This is a genomic window from Cryobacterium sp. Hh7 (assembly GCF_004403155.1).
GTDB lineage: Bacteria > Actinomycetota > Actinomycetes > Actinomycetales > Microbacteriaceae > Cryobacterium > Cryobacterium levicorallinum.
Genome location: NZ_SOHG01000053.1, coordinates 121,443 through 141,598 on the forward strand (window position 1 = coordinate 121,443; position 20,156 = coordinate 141,598).

18 protein-coding genes are annotated in these 20,156 nt (G+C 64.9%); 14 read left to right on the forward strand and 4 right to left on the reverse strand.

The window, feature by feature from the left end; genetic code table 11:
• Nucleotides 1-91: 91 nt before the first annotated feature.
• From E3T43_RS14700 to E3T43_RS14715, 4 genes are read left to right on the forward strand one after another with little or no spacing between them, the layout of a single operon-like run.
• Nucleotides 92-1,147, forward strand: coding sequence for a glycosyltransferase family 2 protein (locus tag E3T43_RS14700; RefSeq protein ID WP_370449982.1), 1,056 nt, complete (start codon nucleotides 92-94; stop codon nucleotides 1,145-1,147).
• 4 nt (nucleotides 1,148-1,151) lie between these two features.
• Nucleotides 1,152-1,976, forward strand: coding sequence for a CDP-alcohol phosphatidyltransferase family protein (locus E3T43_RS14705; RefSeq protein ID WP_134472972.1), 825 nt, complete (start codon nucleotides 1,152-1,154; stop codon nucleotides 1,974-1,976).
• The gene (locus E3T43_RS14710) at nucleotides 1,963-2,856 is read left to right on the forward strand and encodes a glycosyltransferase family 2 protein (RefSeq protein WP_134472973.1); all 894 of its coding nucleotides are present in this window, start codon (nucleotides 1,963-1,965) and stop codon (nucleotides 2,854-2,856) included. The genes E3T43_RS14705 and E3T43_RS14710 overlap by 14 nt, the downstream gene beginning before the upstream one ends.
• A 19-nt stretch (nucleotides 2,857-2,875) precedes the next feature.
• Nucleotides 2,876-4,153 (forward strand): CDP-glycerol glycerophosphotransferase family protein, encoded by a 1,278-nt coding sequence (locus E3T43_RS14715; RefSeq protein ID WP_134472974.1) that lies wholly within the window; start codon nucleotides 2,876-2,878, stop codon nucleotides 4,151-4,153.
• Nucleotides 4,154-4,300: 147 nt separating this feature from the next.
• Here E3T43_RS14715 and E3T43_RS14720 read toward each other — a convergent pair whose 3' ends face one another.
• A complete protein-coding gene (locus E3T43_RS14720) occupies nucleotides 4,301-5,176 on the reverse strand; it encodes a hypothetical protein (protein ID WP_370449980.1) in 876 nt (291 codons plus the stop codon).
• A 153-nt stretch (nucleotides 5,177-5,329) separates the two neighbouring features.
• Here E3T43_RS14720 and E3T43_RS14725 point away from each other — a divergent pair, with 153 nt between their 5' ends.
• Nucleotides 5,330-5,608, forward strand: coding sequence for a helix-turn-helix domain-containing protein (locus E3T43_RS14725; RefSeq protein ID WP_092450179.1), 279 nt, complete (start codon nucleotides 5,330-5,332; stop codon nucleotides 5,606-5,608).
• 12 nt (nucleotides 5,609-5,620) lie between these two features.
• Here the strand turns inward: E3T43_RS14725 and E3T43_RS14730 are convergent, their stop codons facing one another.
• Both E3T43_RS14730 and E3T43_RS14735 read right to left on the reverse strand, forming a co-directional pair.
• Entirely contained in the window at nucleotides 5,621-6,388 is a 768-nt protein-coding gene (locus E3T43_RS14730; RefSeq protein WP_370304229.1) for an ABC transporter ATP-binding protein, read from the reverse strand.
• Nucleotides 6,388-7,188, reverse strand: coding sequence for an ABC transporter permease (locus E3T43_RS14735; protein WP_241979014.1), 801 nt, complete (start codon nucleotides 7,186-7,188; stop codon nucleotides 6,388-6,390). Before E3T43_RS14735 ends, E3T43_RS14730 begins: the two co-directional genes overlap by 1 nt.
• Before the next feature lie 178 nt (nucleotides 7,189-7,366).
• On the opposite strand from E3T43_RS14735, the gene E3T43_RS14740 reads away from it, so the two are divergent.
• Nucleotides 7,367-9,355: an aconitate hydratase gene (locus E3T43_RS14740; RefSeq protein ID WP_134472975.1), complete on the forward strand. Its 1,989-nt coding sequence runs from the start codon at nucleotides 7,367-7,369 to the stop codon at nucleotides 9,353-9,355.
• Nucleotides 9,356-9,397: 42 nt separating this feature from the next.
• On the opposite strand, the gene E3T43_RS14745 is transcribed toward E3T43_RS14740, so the two are convergent.
• The gene (locus tag E3T43_RS14745) at nucleotides 9,398-10,870 is read right to left on the reverse strand and encodes a hydroxymethylglutaryl-CoA synthase family protein (protein ID WP_134472976.1); all 1,473 of its coding nucleotides are present in this window, start codon (nucleotides 10,868-10,870) and stop codon (nucleotides 9,398-9,400) included.
• A 150-nt stretch (nucleotides 10,871-11,020) separates the two neighbouring features.
• Here E3T43_RS14745 and mvaD point away from each other — a divergent pair, with 150 nt between their 5' ends.
• From mvaD to sufD, 8 genes are all read left to right on the forward strand, one after another.
• Nucleotides 11,021-12,013, forward strand: coding sequence for a diphosphomevalonate decarboxylase (gene mvaD, locus E3T43_RS14750; protein ID WP_134472977.1), 993 nt, complete (start codon nucleotides 11,021-11,023; stop codon nucleotides 12,011-12,013).
• 1 nt (nucleotide 12,014) lies between these two features.
• Nucleotides 12,015-13,010, forward strand: coding sequence for a mevalonate kinase (locus E3T43_RS14755; protein WP_166791341.1), 996 nt, complete (start codon nucleotides 12,015-12,017; stop codon nucleotides 13,008-13,010).
• The gene (locus E3T43_RS14760) at nucleotides 13,007-15,340 is read left to right on the forward strand and encodes a hydroxymethylglutaryl-CoA reductase, degradative (RefSeq protein ID WP_134472979.1); all 2,334 of its coding nucleotides are present in this window, start codon (nucleotides 13,007-13,009) and stop codon (nucleotides 15,338-15,340) included. The genes E3T43_RS14755 and E3T43_RS14760 overlap by 4 nt, the downstream gene beginning before the upstream one ends.
• 53 nt (nucleotides 15,341-15,393) lie before the next feature.
• Nucleotides 15,394-16,125, forward strand: coding sequence for a metalloregulator ArsR/SmtB family transcription factor (locus E3T43_RS14765; RefSeq protein WP_134472980.1), 732 nt, complete (start codon nucleotides 15,394-15,396; stop codon nucleotides 16,123-16,125).
• Nucleotides 16,122-16,442 carry a ferredoxin gene (fdxA, locus tag E3T43_RS14770; protein WP_134472981.1) on the forward strand — a complete coding sequence of 107 codons (321 nt, stop codon included), beginning with the start codon at nucleotides 16,122-16,124 and terminating at the stop codon, nucleotides 16,440-16,442. The genes E3T43_RS14765 and fdxA overlap by 4 nt, the downstream gene beginning before the upstream one ends.
• Before the next feature lie 150 nt (nucleotides 16,443-16,592).
• Nucleotides 16,593-18,056 (forward strand): Fe-S cluster assembly protein SufB, encoded by a 1,464-nt coding sequence (sufB, locus tag E3T43_RS14775; RefSeq protein WP_134442680.1) that lies wholly within the window; start codon nucleotides 16,593-16,595, stop codon nucleotides 18,054-18,056.
• Entirely contained in the window at nucleotides 18,056-18,832 is a 777-nt protein-coding gene (gene sufC, locus E3T43_RS14780) for a Fe-S cluster assembly ATPase SufC (RefSeq protein WP_134472982.1), read from the forward strand. The genes sufB and sufC overlap by 1 nt, the downstream gene beginning before the upstream one ends.
• On the forward strand, nucleotides 18,829-20,154 hold the full coding sequence (gene sufD, locus E3T43_RS14785) for a Fe-S cluster assembly protein SufD (RefSeq protein ID WP_198414375.1): 1,326 nt from the start codon (nucleotides 18,829-18,831) through the stop codon (nucleotides 20,152-20,154). The genes sufC and sufD overlap by 4 nt, the downstream gene beginning before the upstream one ends.
• The last annotated feature ends 2 nt before the right edge of the window (nucleotides 20,155-20,156 follow it).

The following is a 20,156-nucleotide window of genomic DNA, read 5'->3' on the forward strand; positions in this document are numbered from 1 at the left end:
ATGTGTTCGTCGGCAGGCGGGTGACGGAACGTCGGTGCGTGGCGAATTGCCGGGCTGGTAGGCTCGATCGTCCTACCCCCTTATCGGAAAGCTGGCCAGCCAGGTGCACCAAGGTAGTACAGGATTTCTGCCCGGGGTCTCGTACGTGATGCCCGTGCTGAACGAGGCGACACACGTGCGAGCTGCAGTCGAGAGCCTGCTGGGGCAGGACTACCAGGGACCGTTCGAGGTCACCCTGGCACTCGGACCGAGCATCGACGGAACGACCGAACTGGTCGAGGAAATGGCCGCCGTAGATGCTCGCATTCGTGTCGTGGCCAACGAAGTGGGGTCGACTCCGGCCGGCCTGAACACGGCCATTCGCGCGTCCCAATATGCGGTCGTCATTCGCGTGGACGCTCACTCGGTGTTGCCCCCCGAGTACGCCCGCGTCGCGGTTGAAACGCTCGAACGCACCGGCGCCGACAACGTCGGCGGCATCATGGATGCTCGCGGAATCAGCGCCTTTGAACGGGCCGTAGCCCGTGCCTACGGCACCCGCATCGGCCTCGGCGGCACACCGCACCACGTGGGCGGAGCGGAAGGGGCCGCCGAAACGGTCTACCTGGGCTGTTTTCGCACCCAGAGCATCCTCGACGTCGGTCTCTTCGACGAGGGTGTGAAACGCGGCCAGGACTGGGACCTCAACCGTCGGCTGCGCGAGGCCGGTGGCCTGGTCTGGTTCACGCCGAAGCTGCGGGTGCTCTACCGGCCCCGGCCGACCCTGGCCCAATTGGCGCGGCAGATGCTGTCGACCGGGCTGTGGCGCGGAGAACTCGCGCGGCGCTACCCGGCGGCCAACGGCATCCGTTATTTCGTGCCGCCGGCCATGGTGCTCGGTGTGACTCTCGGAGTGCTCCTCGGCCTCGGGGGGCTCCTGCAGCTGGCTCTCGGCGCAACGCCGTGGCTGATCCTCGGCCTGATTATTCCGGCCGGGTACCTGCTCATCGTCGTCGCCGCGACTCTCGCGGCGGCCCGACCAGACGGATTTCGTGCAGGACTGCACTTTCTCGTAGTCTTACCGTGCATTCACTTCTGCTGGGGAATCGGCTTCGTCCTCGGATATCTCAAGCTCACCAGCAACATCACGGCACACACGGGAAGGTGAGCAGATGACCAGTTCGCCCCACATCTCGCCCAACCGGCCGGCCCGACCGGAGTCGATCGCCCAGCTCCGAGCCGTCGCCCAGCCGCCGGAGGTGCGCCTGCGTGCCAACGCTGAGCACTGGACGGCAAGCCTGTACCTGCGCGACCTGTCGCCGTACCTGACCTGGATGCTGCTGAAAACCCGCATCTCCGCCAACGGCGTGACCGCTCTGATGATCCTGGCTGGCTGGTCGACCGCCGCAGCGCTGCTGATTCCCGGAATCTGGGGCGCGCTGCTGGCCCTCGCCCTCAGCCAGGTGCAGATGCTGATCGATTGCTGCGACGGTGAAGTCGCACGCTGGCGCGGCACGTCCTCACCCGCGGGGGTGTTTCTCGACAAGGTCGGGCACTATTCCACCGAGTCGCTCATTCCCATTGCCCTCGGCTTCAGGGCAGCCGCGTACCCGTTCGAGTCGCCCGAGGATTTTCTCTGGACCAGCCTCGCGCTGCTGCTCGCCCTGATCATCGTGCTGAACAAAGCGCTCAACGACATGGTGCACGTCGCCCGCGCCAACGCCGGCCTGACCAAGCTCGCCGACACCCACGGCGAGAAGACCCCGACGCCCCGCCTGATCGCCCGCGTTCGCCGTCTCGCGCGCTTCGTGCCCTTCCACCGGCTGTACCACTCGGTCGAACTGACCATGGTCATCTTCGCCGCGGCCGTCGTTGGGCTGGTGATCGGGCAGCCGATCGTCGACCGGGCTGTGCTGAGCATCCTGGTTCCGCTCGCATTTCTGTCGCTCATCGGCCATTTCGTGGCCATTATGGCGTCCAAGCGTGTCCGTTCCTAGCTTTGGCTCCGGCACCCCGACGGTCGGTGTCGTGGTGCTCACCCAGGGCACCCGGCCGGCGGACCTCGACCGCGGAATCCGCTCGGTGCTGGCCCAGCAGGGGGTTACCCTCGACGTAATCTGTGTCGGCAACGGCTGGCAGCCGACCGGTCTGCCCGCCGGCGTGCAATCGCTCGGGCTGCCGACGAACCTCGGCATTCCGGCCGGACGCAATCGCGGGGTGTCGCTCGTCACCGGGGACTACCTGTTCTTTCTCGACGACGATGCGAGCATTCCCGACCCGAACTTTCTGATCAACGCGATCGGCAAGCTGCGCGCCGACCCCACGATCGGCCTGCTGCAGCCGCGGGTCGAGGACCCGACCGGCGTCAAATCGCCCCGGCGGTGGATTCCGCGCATCCGCAAGGGCGAGGCCACCACGCCCGGACCGGTGTTCTCGGTCTGGGAGGGCGCCGTGGTGCTGCCGCGGGCCGTCTTCGACGCGACCGGCGGCTGGGCCGAGCCGTTCTTCTACGCCCACGAGGGCATCGAACTGGCCTGGCGGGTCTGGGACCAGGGCCGGGTCGCCTGGTATGCCGGCGACCTCGTGGCCAACCATCCGGTGATCCTGCAGACCCGGCACGCCGACTACTATCGCCTGAATGCCCGCAATCGGGTTTGGCTCGCCCGTCGCAACCTGCCAGCCCTGTTGGTGCCGCTCTATGTCGGCGCCTGGACGGCAATTCAGGTGCTGCGCTGGGCCCCGAACAACCGGCCGGCCCTGCGCGCCTGGTTCGGCGGCTGGCGCGAGGGCTGGCGCAGCGATCCGGGGCCGCGGCATCCGCTTCGAGCACGCACGATCTGGCGCATGACCGTCGCCGGGCGACCGCCGATTATCTGAGGGACGGTAGGCTGATGCGGTGGTAATTCGGAAAGATGTCAGGCGTGCCGTCAAGCTGGTCAAGGATGTTGTGGCATCCCGCAAGGCGCAACACGCGCTGCGCGGCCCGCTGAAATCGCGGGAAATACGCGAGGACAACCACTTCAAGATCGCCGTCTACTTTGCTGACGGGCCGGTCAACATGTACCAGATGCGGCAGTGGTACCGGCCGCTCGCCACCCTCGCCAAGACCTGGCCGGTGCTTGTGCTCAGCCGCACCGGCGGCGGCACCCTCAAGCTCATGGACGAGTCGCCGGTCCCGGTCGCCTACGCGCGCACGGTGCCGCAGCTCGAGCGGATCGTCGCCGAGCAGGACATCCGCATCGTGTTCTATGTCAACCAGAACCCGCGCAACTTTCAGATGATGCGCTACGGGCGCTGCTGGCACGTTTTCATCAACCACGGTGAGAGCGACAAGATGTATATGATCACCAACCAGTTCAAGGCCTACGACTACTCCTTCGTCGCCGGGGACGCCGCGCTGGCCCGACTGGACCGGGTGCTCTGGGACTACGACTTCGACAAGCGCGCCATCAAAATCGGGCGCCCGCAGGCCGACTATTTCAGCGGCGAACTGCCGTACACGCGCGACGAACGCCAGGTCGTGCTCTACGCCCCCACCTGGGAGGGCGATCGGGCCGCCGCCGCCTATGGCTCCGTCGCCACCCACGGGGTCGCGCTGGTCGGCGCCTTGCTGGCCACCGGAACGCATCGGGTCATCTATCGTCCGCACCCGCGCAGCGGCGTTGTCGACCACCTCTACGGTGCCGCCAATAAGACCATCATCAGCGCCATCGCCGCGGCGAACGCTCGCGATCCGCGCGCGCAGCACGTCTACGATTCCGGCCCAGACCTCGGCTGGCAGTTGGCCGCCGCTGACGTCGCCATCGTCGACATTTCGGCGATGGTGTACGACCGTCTTGCCACCGGCAAGCCGCTCATTATCACCCGTCCGGTAAACCCGACGGCCGTGATCGATACGAGCGGGTATCTCTCTGACTGTGAGTGGCTGCCCGCAGAGAAGGCCATGGACATCGTGGCCGCCGTCGACCGGCTCACCCACGATGGCGCGGCGGTCGAACGACTGCAGGGCTGGGTGCAGCGCTATTTCGGCGACACCACCCCCGGCGTCGCAACGGAGCGCCTGCACACGGCCGTGCAGCATCTCATGGACGAATGGGATCGGTTCGCGGCCGTGCACGGGCACGATGCACCCATCGTGCCCGATCCCGCCACGATCCCCGACGACGAGCTCTAGCGTCGGGTTCTGACCGGGTGTTGGTCCTCCCCGCGAGCATTGCGCGCTGCTGTGCTGCACGGGCGCCCGATTATGGCTCGCGCGCCGGGTAGGCCGCGCGCGCGAGCGGCTTGGGGTTGCGCGAGCAGCACCAGCACGACCGACGTGCTACTCCCGTGCGGGGTCGGGCGGCGATTCGAGCTGCTGCGGCTGCGCAGTCGGCCACGAAGCGAATGCCAAAGGCTCCGCCGGTCCGGCCGCCACCGGCTTGCCCCGGTGCGTTTCCCGCACTCGGATCTCCCGCACTCGTGGGTCCAAATCCGGCTGAAACCCGGTGGGCGGCGGGCCGAACGCGAGTCGTGACGCGTGCATGACCTTATTGCCCAGAATGTGATTGCCGACACCGCCGATGACCGCTCCGATGCCAAACGGGAGGACTTTGCCGAGCAGGCTGGCGCTGCCACGGGTGGCGAACTGACGCAGAAAAGCGCTCTTGAGCCGGTCGGTCAGGGGGCCCAAAACCGCCCGGGGGAGGCTGTTCGTGACGAGTTCGCCCCAGTAGGTGGTGCGGGCCGTGCCCGAACCGGTGACCTGGCCAGCGAGCTGGCGCACCAGATCGCTGCCCTCCCGGCCCAGCATCATGGTCATGACCAGGGCGCGGGCTCGCTCCGGATCCTCCACGGCGATACCGTGTACCTCGCTGACTGACTGCGTGAACAGCGCCGTCGCCTCGAGAAAGCCGGCGGTCTCCAGGCCAGACAGGGCGATGGTCACGCCCGTGCCGACCCCGGGAATGACGGCGGTCGCGCCCACTGCTGCGCCCCCGGCGGTGACCGCCGCGAGATAGCGCTTCTCCAGGATGCGCACGATCTGCTCCGGGGAGGCGTAGGGATTGCGGCGACGGATGCTGCGGATATGGGCCAGGACGACTGGCCGGTGAATGGCCAGAACCCGGTCGATTCCCTTCACAAACCCGGTCGGTAGGGCGCCGCCCTGCGGATTCCCGCCGGTCGACGACAGCATCGGTGTGCTTTTCCTGGCCATTGATCGCCTTCCCCTCGCCCGTCTCGTCGAGTGTACGTGGTGCGCCGGGGCACACGCTGTGCCGCGCGGCGACTCCGGCAAGACATCAAATACCACGTCTGGGCAATTGTCCAGCCGCTAGTCAAGACCGGGGCGGGCGGCTACAACTGAGGAATGCCCGAGCCGAAATCAGAAGCATCCAGACTGCTTGGCCGCCGTCTGCGCGAACGGCGCCTGACTCTTGGCTTCAATCAGGAGTCGGTGGCCCTGCTCGCCGGACTCAACGTGTCGAATTATGCCCGAATCGATCGGGGGTATGGAAACCCGACGATGTACACCCTCATTCGACTCGCCGCCGTACTGCAACTCGAACTCAGTGAGCTGGTGATCGGCCTGGAGGTCGAACAGCTTCCGCCCACCCGGGACGCCTACCTGGCCATCAACTTTCGCTGACGATGCTTCTGGTCAGGCCTTGGGCTTGACGGCGTAGTCCGCGTTGTAGCGCTCAAGCACGTCGGTGATCGGGGCATCGAGCACAAGATCGCCCCGGTCGAGGTAGAGGCCGCGGGTGCAGAACCGACGCAGGTCTCGCTCATTGTGCGACACGATGAACAGCGTTCGGCCGCCGGCGAGAAGCTCTTCGATGCGCTGATAGCACTTCTCCCGAAAGGCCTTATCTCCCACGGCCAGTACCTCGTCGACCAGCAGAATCGGTTCTTCCAACCGGGAGATCACGGCGAAAGCGATGCGCACCTTCATGCCGCTGGACAGATGCTTGTACGGCGTATCGATGAAATCGGCGATCTCGGCGAAGTCGATGATCTCGTCAAAGCGTTCGGCAATTTGCTTGCGGGTCATGCCGTGCAATCCCGCAGTGAGATAGACGTTGTCGCGTACGCTCAGGTCGTCGACGAATCCGCCGGTGATCTCGATCAGCGGTGCGACGCCCTCGGTCACGTGCACCGTTCCCGTATCGGGAAGTACGACTCCGGTGACGAGTTTGAGCAGGGTGGACTTGCCCTGGCCGTTGCGGCCGACGACACCGATGGCTTCCCCCGGCTGCACGGTGAAGCTCACGTGCTGCAGGGCCCAGAATTCGCCCGGGCGGCTGCGCCGGTTTCTGGCACCGAAGAGGTCCTTGAAATTGCGGCGACCGCGACGATTCCTGCGAAAGCGGATGCCGACATCCACTAGCGAAATCACCGGCAGCACCGCGGCTGTCTGGTTCACCACTAGATCTCCTTCAGAACGGCGCGCTCGGTGCGGCGGAAGACCAGCAGCCCCAGCCCGAGAAAGACCAGGGACATGACAACGCTGATCGCAACGGCGAACCAGTCGAGTTGCTCCGGAAAAAACGCTGCCCGGTAGAGGCTGAAGATGCCGGTCAGTGGGTTGAAAGTAGCCCAGAACTGCAGTTCAGGCGGAAGATCGGTGGTGCTGTAGATGATGGGGGAGGCGTAGAAGAGAAATCGAAGGATGAGCTTGACGGCCCGTTCCAGGTCCCGAAAGAACACGACGAGCGGTGCGACGAGCAGGCCGACGCCCGCGGTCAGCGCTGCCTGAATCACGATGGCGAGGGGAAAGAACAGCGCGTCGATGTGCAGTTGCGCGCCGTACACAATGGCGAAGAGAACCAGTACCGGTATCGAAGCGAGAAACTCGATGCCCTTGGAGAGCACGAGGCGGTTCACCCAGATGGTGCGGGGAATGCGGGTGGAGCGGATGAGCTTGGCCTCGCGCAGAAATGCCCTTGTGCAATCGGAGACAGCCCCGTTGAACCACATCCAGGGCAGCAGGGCGGCCAACAGGAACACGATATAGGGCTCGTTGCCGACGTTTTTGTCAAATACCTGGGTGAAGACGAACCAGTAGATTCCGGCCATCACGAGCGGATCGAGGATGGACCAGAAGTAGCCGAGTACCGAGGTGGAGTAGCGCACGCGAAGATCGCGCTGCGTCAGCAGCCAAAGGGAATGCCGGTACCGCGCGATCGGCGTGCGCTGTTCGGGGCGCACCAGGGCGTAACTACTCACGCCGTCTATCGTATGGGAGCCGGACTTGGTCTCGTGCCAGCCCACACTTACTGGGCTCTGGCCCAAACACCCCCAAACAGTGGTCGTCAGCCCCGCAGTCGCATAGGTTAAGGATCAGCGGGTTGCGTGGATGGGTGCTTGTCGACGCAGCCACCCGCACACAAGCAAGGGAGCCCGCATGGCCTACAACGTCGCCCAGAAATTAATCTCCTCGCACCTGATAGTCGGAGAGATGATCCCCGGCACCGAAATTGGCATCCGCATCGACCAGACCCTCACCCAGGATGCAACGGGCACCCTGGTCATGCTCGAGCTGGAAGCTCTCGGCCTGGATTACGCACGCACAGAGGTTTCCGTGCAGTATGTCGACCACAACCTGCTGCAGGCCGACAGCAAGAACGCCGAAGACCATGACTTTCTGCGTTCTGCCTGCCAACGCTTTGGCATCTGGTTTTCCAAGGCTGGCAACGGGGTATCGCACCCGACGCATATGCAGCGCTTCGGCATCCCGGGCAAGACCATGGTCGGCTCGGACAGCCACACCCCGGCGGCTGGCTCCCTCGGCATGCTCGCCATCGGCGTCGGCGGCACCGAGGTCGCGCTGGCGATCGCCGGCGAACCGCTCTACATTCGCATGCCCGAAATCTGGGGGATTCGTCTCACCGGACAGCTGCCGCCGTGGACGAGCGCCAAGGACGTCATCCTTGAAATGCTCCGTCGCCACGGTGTGAAGGGCGGAGTCAACCGGATCGTCGAGTACTACGGTCCGGGGCTGGCATCGCTGACCGCGATGGACCGGCACGTGATTGCCAATATGGGCGCAGAGCTCGGAGCAACGACGACGGTGTTCCCCGCCGATGATCAGGTTCGCACATTCTTGCGCGCCGAGGCGCGTGAGGACGACTTCGTCGAACTGCTCGCCGACGCTGATGCGACCTATGACGTGAACGAGGAGATCGATCTCGCGACGATCGTGCCGTTGATCGCGCTGCCGAGTTCTCCGGGCAATGTCGTTCCGGTGAGCGAGGTCGCCGGCCGGCCGGTCGAGCAGGTGGTGATCGGGTCATCCGCTAACCCGGGTCTGCGTGACTTCGCGATCGTCGCGGCGATCACCAAGGGACGTCAGTCCTTTCCCGGGCTGAGCCTCGACGTCAATCCGAGTTCACGCCAGATTCTGCAGGACCTGACCAAAATGGGCGCCACGCTGGATCTGATCGGGGCCGGCGCGCGGCTGCACCAGTCCGGCTGCATGGGCTGCATCGGCATGGGGCAGGCACCCGCCAACGGCAGCATCAGCCTGCGCACCATGCCGCGCAACTTTCCGGGTCGCTCGGGCACCCAGGAGGACTCGGTCTACCTCTGCTCGCCGGAAACCGGGGCTGCGGCCGCGTTGACCGGAAAAATCACCGATCCGCGCGACCTCGCCGACTTGTTCGGCATGGACTATCCCGAGATCGTCCTGCCCGAGTTCTCCAGTGTGAACCTGACCATGCTTGAGGCGCCGCTGCCGGCGGCGGAATCGCTCACCATCGCGCTGGTCAAGGGCGAGAATATTTCATCCCTGCCGGTCTTCGGCCCGCTCGCCGAGCGTATTGAGGCGCCCGTTGCGCTGATCGTTGGCGACGATATTTCAACGGATGAGATTCTTCCGGCCGGTGCGCGTGTCTTGCCGTTTCGCAGCAACGTGCCCAAACTTGCCGAATTCACCTTTGATCAGGTCGACCCGACCTACCCGACCCGCGCCGCGCTCAGCCGGGACACGACCGGTCATATGATTGTCGCCGGCGCCAACTACGGGCAGGGTTCCTCCCGCGAGCACGCCGCGATCACGCCCCGATTCCTCGGCCTGCGGGTGGTGCTGGCGGTGTCATTCGCGCGCATCCACTGGCAGAACCTGGCGAACTTCGGCGCGCTCGCGCTGCAATTCACGGATGCCGCCGATCACGATCGCATCCAGCGTGACGACGTCCTGGTGCTCGATGGCATTCGGGAGGCGCTCGCCAACGGCACCGAGATTCTCGTTCGCAACACCACCCGCAACGAGACCTATGCGGTACGGCACGAACTCTCCACCCGCCAGATCGAGATGCTCCTGGTCGGCGGTCTCATTCCGTGGCTGCGTGCCCGGCACGCGCAGGGCGAGCCCGAGATCGGCGCAGCCGAGTAGCGGTACAAAGAACGGGACCGGCTCCCGCCGGCCCCGTTCTGGTTATTCGGTGCTGTCGACCACGTATCGGTAATACTCGACGCCCTCATCGAAGAAGTCGGGTCCGTTCGATGTTCCGACATGATCGACCACGAACTCGTCGTGGGCCGGCGGGGTGACGTCGATCAGGCGTCCCGCGTGCACGTCGATATATTGCGTTTCGTTCAGATCGACAGCTCCGAGCAGCGCGCTGTCGAAATTGATTCGCGCCGCCGCGTCTTGCCACCCGGCCACAACGCGCAGCGGCAGGGCCTCCGCCGCGTCGCCACTGCCATAGCCGAGGGCCAGCCAGTCCTGATCGGCCAGATCAAGGCCATCGGTCAGGGCCTGGTGCAGGCCAGCGGCGAGCCAGGCCGGCAGGGCAGCTGTGTAGAGATTACCGAGGTCGCGCATGGCTTCCGAGCCGAGTCCGAGCTTTTCCCGAACGAGGGTGTCCCAGAGCGGGGTTTTGCGCAGCTGGTTGCGCGCCCGGCGCGCCAGCGGAAAGGCATCGCCGGTGTTTTCGGCGAGCTGCGCACCGATGATGCCGAATGGTTTTGAGGCCAGCAGCTCAGCGCTCAGCCGATCGGCGTCGACGCCGGCTCCGGCGGCGAGTGCGCGCAGCTCGTCGTGACCGTCAGTATCGTGCGCGAGAGCGAACAGGTAGGCCATGACCCACCCGGTGGTGGGCATCTGGTGGTACGGGCGGTGCATGAACACCGCGTCGATGTCGTGAAAATAGTCGAGATTTCGGCCGGGGCGTTTGTCGAGCATCGCCGTCATCGCGTGGTGGGTGGCATCGATGTAGCAGCTGGTGGAGTAATGCCCGTTGAACATGGGCAGGTCCTGCAGCTGGCCGTCGTCGCGGTCGGGCTGATTGCGAAAACGTGTAAACGGCTTGCGAAAGTCGGCCACCCGATAGTCGGAGTCGCTGCCAGCTCCGGCGAGGTCCACCTCCAGTAGCCGGGCGTCGCTCTCCAGCAACATGGCGACGGCCCCTGCTCCCTGGGTGGGCTCGCCGCTGCCACCGCGCGCGTACTCGGCGATGTCGGCGCAGACGACGATGGCCTGGCGACCGCGGCCATCCGTTGCCAGATAGCGCAGCGCAGCTTTCATGCCGTACACGCCGCCGAGGCAGGCCTGCTTGAATTCAGGCACTTCGCAGTCTCTGGCCAACAATGGCAGGCCGGCGGCGGCGAGGGCCTCATTGACCATGCCCTTCACGATGACAGCACCGGCCGAATTGTCGGTGCTTGATTCGGTTCCGAGGGCGAGCAGTCCGACCTGGGTCGGGTCGATGTCGTAGTCCCTAATCAGCCGCCAGACCGCGGTAGCCGCGAAGGTATAGACACTCTGCCGGGGTGCGCGCATGCGAAAACTGCGTCCGACCACCGAACGGAATTTCTCCCACGGTTGGTCATTCCACTCGCACCACGATTCGAGCTGAACGCGATACGGCGGGAGGTACAGGGAGAAACCACTAATTCCAGGAGCCAACTGTGTCCACTTAACTTTCAGGTGATTGCGGGGCCGCGACGGTCACGCTATTTTAGTCGGCCAAGCTGCGAGTCGGGGCGCGGGCCGGTTCGAACGGATAACGTCGGGGGGCCCGGCTAAAATGGAGGCAGAACCGATCGGAGCAGTCCTGTGTCACAGACCCTTGAGGCCGGCGCTACGGCCCGCGCCCGCGCACACAGCAACATTGCACTGGTCAAGTACTGGGGCAAGAACGATGCCGTTCTCAATACCCCGGCGGTCGGGTCGATCTCGATCACCCTCGACGCCCTCTACACCGACACCCGAGTGACCTTTCGCGCCGGGCTTGCGACCGATGAATTATGGCTCAACGGATGCCGGCACGACGCCACCAAGGCCAGCCGCGTTCTCGACCTGGTGCGTTATTCCCGAGGTGCTACCCTATGCGCGATCGTGGAGTCCGCGAATAATTTCCCGACCGGAGCTGGGCTGGCCTCGTCGGCGTCCGGTTTCGCCGCTCTCGCCGTCGCCGCGACCGGCGCAGCCGGGCTCACGCCGACCGCGCGGGAGCTGTCCATCCTGGCCAGGCACGGCTCCGGTTCGGCCGCCCGTTCCATTTTCGGCGGTTTCGCCGAGATGCACGCCGGCATTGCCGCCGACGGTTTGGATTCCTACGCTGAGCAGCTGCTGCCCGGCGCGGACTGGCCGCTCGCCATTTTGGTCGCTATCACCGAGCACGGGGCGAAGTCGATCAATTCGACCGTCGGCATGGGCGCGACCGCGGTCAGTTCGCCGTTCTACCCGGCCTGGCTGGCGACGGCCCCGACTGATCTCGCCGATATGCGGGCCGCGATCGCCGCTTTCGACTTCGTGCGTGTCGGCGAACTCGCCGAGTACAACTGCCTCAAGCTGCACGCCCTGATGCTCACCACCCGGCCAGCGTTGATCTATTGGAACGCCGCGACGGTCGCCGTGATGCACGCCGTTCGCGACCTGCGCGCGTCCGGCATTGCGGCCTACTTCACCATTGATGCCGGACCGCAGGTGAAGGTGCTCTGCCTGCCGACCGATGCGTCCCGGGTGCACGCCGCACTGTCGACCGTGGGCGGCGTGCTCGAGGTGCGCCAGAGCGCGCTCGGCCCCGACGCCTACCGGCTGGACTGACGTGACAGCGATAACGTCATCGGCCCCTGGAAAACTTTTTCTGCTTGGTGAATACGCGGTTTTGCACGGCGCACCGGCGCTGCTGGTGGCCGTCGATCGCCGAGTCACCGTCACGGTCGTACCGGCCGGGTCCTGGCGGCTGCATGCCCAAAGCATTGGTATCCAGCACCTCGACCTCGACGATGAGGGGCAACTACCGGCCGCTCTCAACGCCCAGACCCGGTCGACCCTGCGCCTGTTCGATACGGTGCGAGCGGCAGTGCGAGCCCAAGCTGGCGGCGGTCCGTTCGAGATCAGCATCGACAGCGCGGAACTTTCCCGCGACGGCCACAAGTTGGGGCTCGGGTCGAGCGCTGCGGTGGCCAGCGCGCTCACGGCTGCCCTGGCCAGGGCCTCGAGGCTGTACCTCGATCGCGCGGCGCTGTTCACGCTGGCCCAGTCGGCCCATCGGGCCGCCCAAAACGGCACGGGTAGCGGCGGAGATGTCGCCGCAAGCGTCTACGGCGGTCTGCTCTCCTATGCCGTCGGCGCGACGCCGGTGCCGTTGCAGTGGCCCAACGATCTCACCATGCTGGCCGTGGTCACCGGTGAAGGGTCGGTGACAACCGACCTGGTCGGTCGGGTGAACGACTTTGGTGCCGAGCATCCGCTGCAACACGCCCAGGACGTGGCGAGGCTGACCCGGCTCGCGCACACGGCACAATCAGCGCTCGCCGACCGTGCCGAATTTCTGCGCCTGATCGACGACTACTTCACCGCGCTGGCCCGGCTCGACAGCCACGCCGAGGCCGGCATCGTTACCGCGCGTCACCGGGAGCTGCGCGTCGTGGCCCAGCGGGCTGGTGGCGTGTTCAAGACTTCCGGAGCTGGCGGCGGCGATGTCGGACTCGCCTTCAGCGCGAGCGGCTTGGCCGCCGAACGGCTCGCGGCAGCACTGACCGACGCCGGCGCATCCGTTGTACCGCTGGTCCTTGGCGCAGAGGGGACAAGGTCATGAGCGGCTCACGCATCGCGAAGTTCTATCGGAAGTCGGTTCAGAAACGACTGGAGTTGCTACACGAACGCGGAACGTTGAACGATGCTGACTACGCCATGCTGCAGCCCGGTGTCAGCCTGCTGAACGCCGAAACCGCCGATCGTCTCACTGAAAACGTGATCGGCGTATTTTCGATGCCACTCGGTCTCGGACTGAATTTTCAGATCAACGGCCTGGACTATCTGGTTCCCATGGTTGTGGAGGAGCCGTCCGTCGTGGCTGCGGTCAGTTCCACCGCGCTTCTGGTGCGCCAGGCGGGTGGGTTCGCCAGCAGCTCCGACGAGCCGCTGCTGATCGGCCAGGTGCAGATCGTCGACGTTGCCGACCCGGCGCGTGCTCGCCAGGCTCTGCTTGCGCAATTCGAGCACATTCTGCAGCTGGCCAACAGCGGCCACGCGAACATGGTCGCCCGCGGCGGCGGCGCGCGCGGTATCGAGGTGCACCTGCGCGGAGCGACGGCGCAAAACGGCGAGCTGCTGGTGGTACATCTGCTCGTTGACACCCGCGATGCGATGGGCGCGAACCTGGTCAACTCCATGTGCGAAAGCATCGCACCCCTGATCGAGCAGATCAGCGCTGGTCGGGTGTTCCTGCGCATCCTTTCAAACCTGACCGATCGCGCCCTCGTGCGTGCCCAGGCGGTCATCCCGGAAGCCCTGCTGGCAACCGGGGACTATCCCGGCGACCGGGTGCGCGACGGGATCATTCTGGCCAGCGAATTCGCCGCCATGGACCCCTATCGGGCCACCACCCATAACAAGGGCATCATGAACGGCATCGACGCCGTCGCGATCGCCACCGGCAACGACTGGCGCGCCATCGAGGCCGCCGCCCACGCGTACGCCGCCCGCGGGCCACGTTATGCACCGTTGTCGACCTGGAGCGCCAACGACGCCGGCGACCTGGTCGGCGAACTGACCATGCCGCTGAAGGTCGGCACGGTCGGCGGTCAGGTGGAATCGAACCCGGCCGTGCGCATCGCCCATACAATTTTGGATGTCGCCTCGGCGCGCGAACTGGCCGAGGTAATGGCGGCCGTCGGGCTGGCCCAGAACCTGGCTGCGCTCAAAGCGCTCTCGACCACGGGGATCCAACACGGCCACATGCGCCTGCACGCCCGAGCGGTCGCGGTGGCCGCCGGTACCGGCCCGGCGCGGTTCGATGAGGTCGTCGAGCGACTCCTCGTCGACGGCGAGATCAAGGTGTGGAAGGCGCGGCAGGTTCTGGCCGAACTCGAAGCCCGGCCGTCGCCGGTCCGCGCACCCCCGACCGCAGTGCCGCGGGCTGCAGCGCCCCAGGCCGCAGTGCCCCCGACCGCAGCGATGCCGGCTGCAGCGGTGCCGACGCGTGCGCCGCTCGGTGCCCACTCGCAGGTCGGCTACGGAAAAATCATCCTGCTCGGCGAGCACTCCGTGGTCTACGGCCGCCGGGCTATTGCCGCGCCGATCGGCCTCACCGTGCGAGCCGAGGTCGTTCGTGGCGAACCGGGGCAGGCGCCGGTCATCACCGACTGGAACGTTGATGGTTCGGCGCAGGAAACGATCAGCCCCGACGTCTCACATCAGGTCGCCGCGTTGATCGCGGCGCGTCTCGGGCTGCCCGAATCCGGCGTGCGGGTCGACGTGTTTTCCGAGCTTCCGCGCGCGAGCGGCCTGGGAGCGTCGGCCGCGTTCGCCGTCGCACTGATTCGAGCGACCGCCGAGTGCTTCTCGATCGAGCTCAGCGACGAACAGGTGTCGAGCCTGGCCTTTGAGTGCGAACAGATCGTGCACGGCACACCCTCGGGCATCGACAACACCGTTGCCACCTTCGGTCGGCCGATCCTGTTTAAAAAAACGGATGCCCCGAGCGGTCACGAAATAAGCGACATTGTCACACCGCATCCGATCCCGATCGTTATCGGTCTCAGCGGTGTGCACGCCCTGACCGCGCACACCGTGGCCGCGGTGCGCGCGGCGTGGCTGCACAACCGCGCGCGTTACGATGCGATCTTCGATCAGATCGACTCCCTGGTGGGGGAGGGGGCCGACGCCCTGCGCCGGGGCGACACGGCCGAACTGGGCGAGCTCATGAACATCAATCAGGGCCTGCTCAATGCCCTGCAGGTGTCGAGCCCTGAGCTCGAGCAGATGGTCGCCATCGCGCGCCGGGCCGGTGCGCTCGGGGCCAAGCTCACCGGCGGGGGCGGCGGTGGCGCGATTATCGCCCTGGCCGGGCCCGCTGGCGCCGAACCGATCCGTACCGCTCTGCACCAGGCCGGCTACATCACCTATCTCACCGAGATTCGATAACTGTTTGACGCATTACCGTTGCTGTCGAAGCTGAATTAAGACATGCTTATGTAATGTTAATAAATCACCGCCGTGGATCCGTGGACGCCGACGGGTCAAGCCCCGGGCCGAACGTTCTGGAAACCCGCACCTGGGACCGAGTGCGGGAGCTGCTCGCCGAAGACGGCCCGCTGACCGCTGCCGAACTCGCCTCGCGGTTGCAGTTGACGCCGGCGGCCGTGCGGCGCCACCTGGACCAGCTTGCCGAAGAGGGTGCTGTCGAGGAGCGCGAGCCCGCGATGGCCGGCGGCCGTGGTCGGCCGGCCCGCGCGTACGTGCTCTCCGCGGCCGGTCATGCCGGAATGCGCACCGCCTATGACGATGTGGCCACCTCGGCGTTGCGCTTTCTCGCAGAACAGGCCGGGCCGGATGCCGTGGCCGAATTCGCGCGCGAACGTGGCGCACAGTTGGAACGACGGTATGCCACCCAACTGCCCTCGACCGGCGGAGATGTTCGTTCCCGCGCCGAGGCGCTCGCCACGGCACTGAGTTCTGACGGCTTCTCCGCATCGATCCGGCCGATTGAAGCGAAGACGCCAATCGCCGGCGTGCACCTGTGCCAGGGGCATTGCCCGGTACTGCACGTCGCGGCGGAGTTTCCGGTGTTCTGCGACGTCGAGGCCGATGTCTTCTCGCGACTGCTCGGAGTGCCCGTTGAACGACAATCTCGGTTAGTCGACGGTGAGCACGTGTGCACCACCTTCATTCCGCTGGAAGTCATTCAGACCAAGCCGACCGCACTGTGACCTACGTCATTGCCTTGCCGTGCGTCGACGTCAAGGACCGGGCGTGTATTGATGAATGCCCGGTCGATTGCATTTATGAGGGTGACCGGGCGCTCTACATCCACCCCGACGAGTGCATCGACTGCGGTGCCTGCGAGCCAGTCTGCCCGGTGGAAGCGATCTTCTACGAAGACGACGTCCCGGAAGAGTGGGCCGACTACTACAAGGCAAACGTAGAGTTTTTCGACGACATTGGTTCCCCCGGCGGAGCGGCCAAGGTCGGTCCATACGCCAAGGATCATCCGCTGGTGGCGGCCCTACCCCCACAGGGGCATTGATCGACAGCCACTGACTGATCGACAGCCACTGACTGATCGACAGCCACTGACTGATCGACAGCCACTGACTGATCGACAGCCACTGACTGATCGACAGGCATGGCTCGATCGAACGTGCCCGAAAACACCACACAACAACTGGAGACGAAGATGAGTGCACCGACAATAACGCCCGGTATCTCGGACGAGGTCCGTGAATTAGCGAATCAAGATTACAAGTACGGGTTCGTCACCGATCTGGACACCGATGTGGCACCCCGAGGCCTGAACGAAGACATCATCAGGCTGATATCGAGCAAGAAGAATGAGCCGGAATGGTTGTTGGATTCGCGTCTGCGTGCCTACCGGCATTGGATCACGTTGACGGCACCCACCTGGCAGCATGTCTCCTACGGACCGGTCGACTATCAGGACATTATTTACTACGCCGCCCCGAAGCCGAAAAAGAACCTGGCGAGTCTCGACGAAGTCGATCCGGAGTTGCGGGAGATGTTCGACAAGCTCGGCATTTCGCTGGGGGAGCAAGAACGACTCAGCGGAGTCGCGGTCGATGCCATTGTCGATTCGGTCTCGGTTGCGACCACGTTCAAGGACAAGCTGGCCGAGGTCGGTGTCATTTTCTGCTCCTTCTCTGAGGCCGTGCAAGATCATCCCGACCTGGTGCGGAAATACCTCGGCACGGTGGTCCCGTACAACGACAACTTCTTCGCGTCCCTGAACGCTGCAGTGTTTACCGACGGCTCGTTCTGCTACATCCCCAAGGGCGTGCATTGCCCGATGGAACTCTCCACCTACTTCCGGATCAATGCTGCGGATACCGGTCAGTTTGAACGCACCCTGATCATTGCCGAGGAGGGCGCCTACGTGAGCTACCTCGAGGGGTGCACCGCGCCGGTGCGGGACACGAACCAACTGCACGCCGCCGTGGTCGAGCTGGTGGCCCTCGATGACGCTCAGATCAAGTATTCGACCGTGCAGAACTGGTACCCGGGGGACGCTGACGGAAACGGCGGTGTCTACAACTTCGTCACCAAACGAGGCATGGCAGCCGGGCGCAATTCCCGAATTTCCTGGACTCAGGTCGAGACCGGTTCGGCGATCACCTGGAAGTACCCCGGCGTCGTCTTGAAGGGTGACAACTCGGTCGGAGAGTTCTACTCAGTGGCGCTGACGGCCCGGCATCAGCAAGCCGACACCGGCAGCAAGATGGTGCACATCGGTAAGAACACCAAGAGCACCATCATCTCCAAAGCGATTTCGGCCGGACACGGCCAGAACACCTACCGGGGGCTGGTGAATATGCGACATTCGGCAGTCGGTGCGCGCAACTTCACGCAGTGCGATTCATTGTTGATCGGCAAGGACAGCGGCGCACACACCCTGCCCTACATCGAGGTGAAGAACAAAACCGGACAGGTCGAACACGAGGCCTCCACCTCCAAAATCGGCGAGGAACAACTCCTGTATTGCCGCCAGCGCGGCATCCCCGAAGAAGAAGCGGTGTCGATGATCGTGAACGGTTTCTGCCGGGAAGTGTTCAAGATGCTGCCGATGGAGTTCGCCGTCGAGGCGCAAAAACTGTTAACCGTAAGCCTGGAAGGAAGCGTTGGATAATGCTGAAAATCGAAGAACTGCACGCCAGTATCGAGGACAAAGAAATTCTGCGAGGAGTGAACCTGCAGCTCAAACCGGGCGAGGTTCACGCGATCATGGGTCCCAACGGGTCGGGGAAAAGCACCCTGGCCAGTGTGCTGATCGGTCGAGACGGTTACCAGATCTCGGGCAGCGTCCGCTATGAGGGGCAGGACCTACTGGCTCTGTCACCAGAGGACCGCGCTGCCGCTGGCGTATTCCTGGCCTTTCAGCATCCGGTTGAGATCCCGGGCGTCGGCAACATGTACTTCATGCGCACCGCACTGAACTCCCTCCGTCGTCAGCGCGGGCAGGACGAACTCGATCCGGTGGATTTTCTTGAGCTGGCCCAGGAGAAAATGAAACTGGTTGAGATGGACCAGACGTTCATGAACCGCTCGGTGAATGAGGGCTTCTCCGGCGGCGAGAAGAAACGAAACGAAATCTTGCAGATGGCGATCCTCGAACCCAAGCTCGCCATCCTGGATGAGACGGATTCCGGTCTCGACATCGATGCGCTGCGGGTTGTCGCCAGCGGGGTGAACGCTCTGCGGAGCGAAGGCCGGAGTATGCTCGTCATCACGCATCACCAGAGGCTGCTCGACTACATCATTCCCGATCAAGTGCACGTCATGACCGCCGGCCGCATCGTGCGTTCCGGCGGCAAAGACCTGGCGCTGGAGCTCGAAGCGCATGGCTACACGGACACGCAGCCGGTGGATTCTGGGCGTTCAACCCCGGTCGGGGTGTCCCGGTGACCCTGCAGCGGGCGGCCGGCGGGGTGCTCGCCGGTTTCGAACCTCGGCTCGGAACGCGCGACCCTGCCTGGCTCAATGACGCTCGGGTGGACGCCCTGCAGTGGGTGGGCGAACACGGCTTCCCGACCCACAAGAACGAGGATTGGAAGTACACCGGGCTGGCCCCCCTCCTGGCCGTGCCGTTCGCTGCCGCTACCGTCGCCTCCGGCAGTCGGGTCACGGCAGAAATGATCGACGCTGCAGCGGTCGATCTCGGTGGACTACGCCTGGTCTTCATCAACGGCCACTATTCGGCGCAATTCTCCCGACTGACCGGGCTGCCAGCCGGTGCCGTCGTCACTACCCTGGCCGCCGTGCTGGCAGCCGGGCCTGACCGCCTCGAACCCTTCTTCGCCCACACGCCTGGGGCGCGCCACGCCTTCGCCGCATTCAACGATGCGCTCGCCGAAGACGGCGCATTCATCCACCTCACGGCCGGCGCCATCGTGGACGAACCGATCCAACTCGTGTTCTTTTCTGACGCGGGCGGAGTGCCATTGATCTCCAGCCCCAGATCGGTGCTGATCGCCGACCCCGGCTCGCGAGCAACGATCGTCGAGACCTACGCCGGGATCGAGGCCGACGTGTATTGCACCAACGCTGTCACCGAAGTCGTCCTGGCCGAGGACGCGCAGATCGAGCACTACAAGGTTCAGAACGAGCCGGTGACGGCCTTCCACGTGGCGCTGCTCTCCGTGCGGCAAGGGCGCGGTAGCCGATTCTCCTCCCGCTCGATCATGCTGGGCGGCGCCATCGCCCGGCACGAGGTGCGCGTTTTGCTGGACGGCGTCGGGGCCGAGGTCAGCCTCGACGGTATCTACCTGCCGCGGGGCGATCAACTCCACGACAACACGATCTTCGTCGACCACGCAGCGACCGACTGTACCAGTCACCAGCTCTACAAGGGGGTGTTGGATGGGCGTTCCCACGGGGTATTCAACGGTCATATCATGGTGCGGCACGGTGCGGACGGAACGGATGCGAACCAGAAGAACAAGAATTTGCTGCTCTCCGACCGGGCCGAGGTCGACACTCGTCCCCGACTGGAGATTTACACCGACGACGTGAAATGCACACACGGTGCCGCCGTCGGTCAGATGGACGACGAGGCCTTGATGTACTTGCGGGCGCGGGCTATCCCGCTCGAGGAAGCCCGGGGCCTGCTCATCTACGCGTTTGTGCACGAGATGGTCGACCGGATCGACCTGTTGCCCTTGCGAGCACAGCTGGAACGCGTGGTCGCCGGTCGGTTCGGAAATGACGCCCATCTGGTTGCATCGTGACG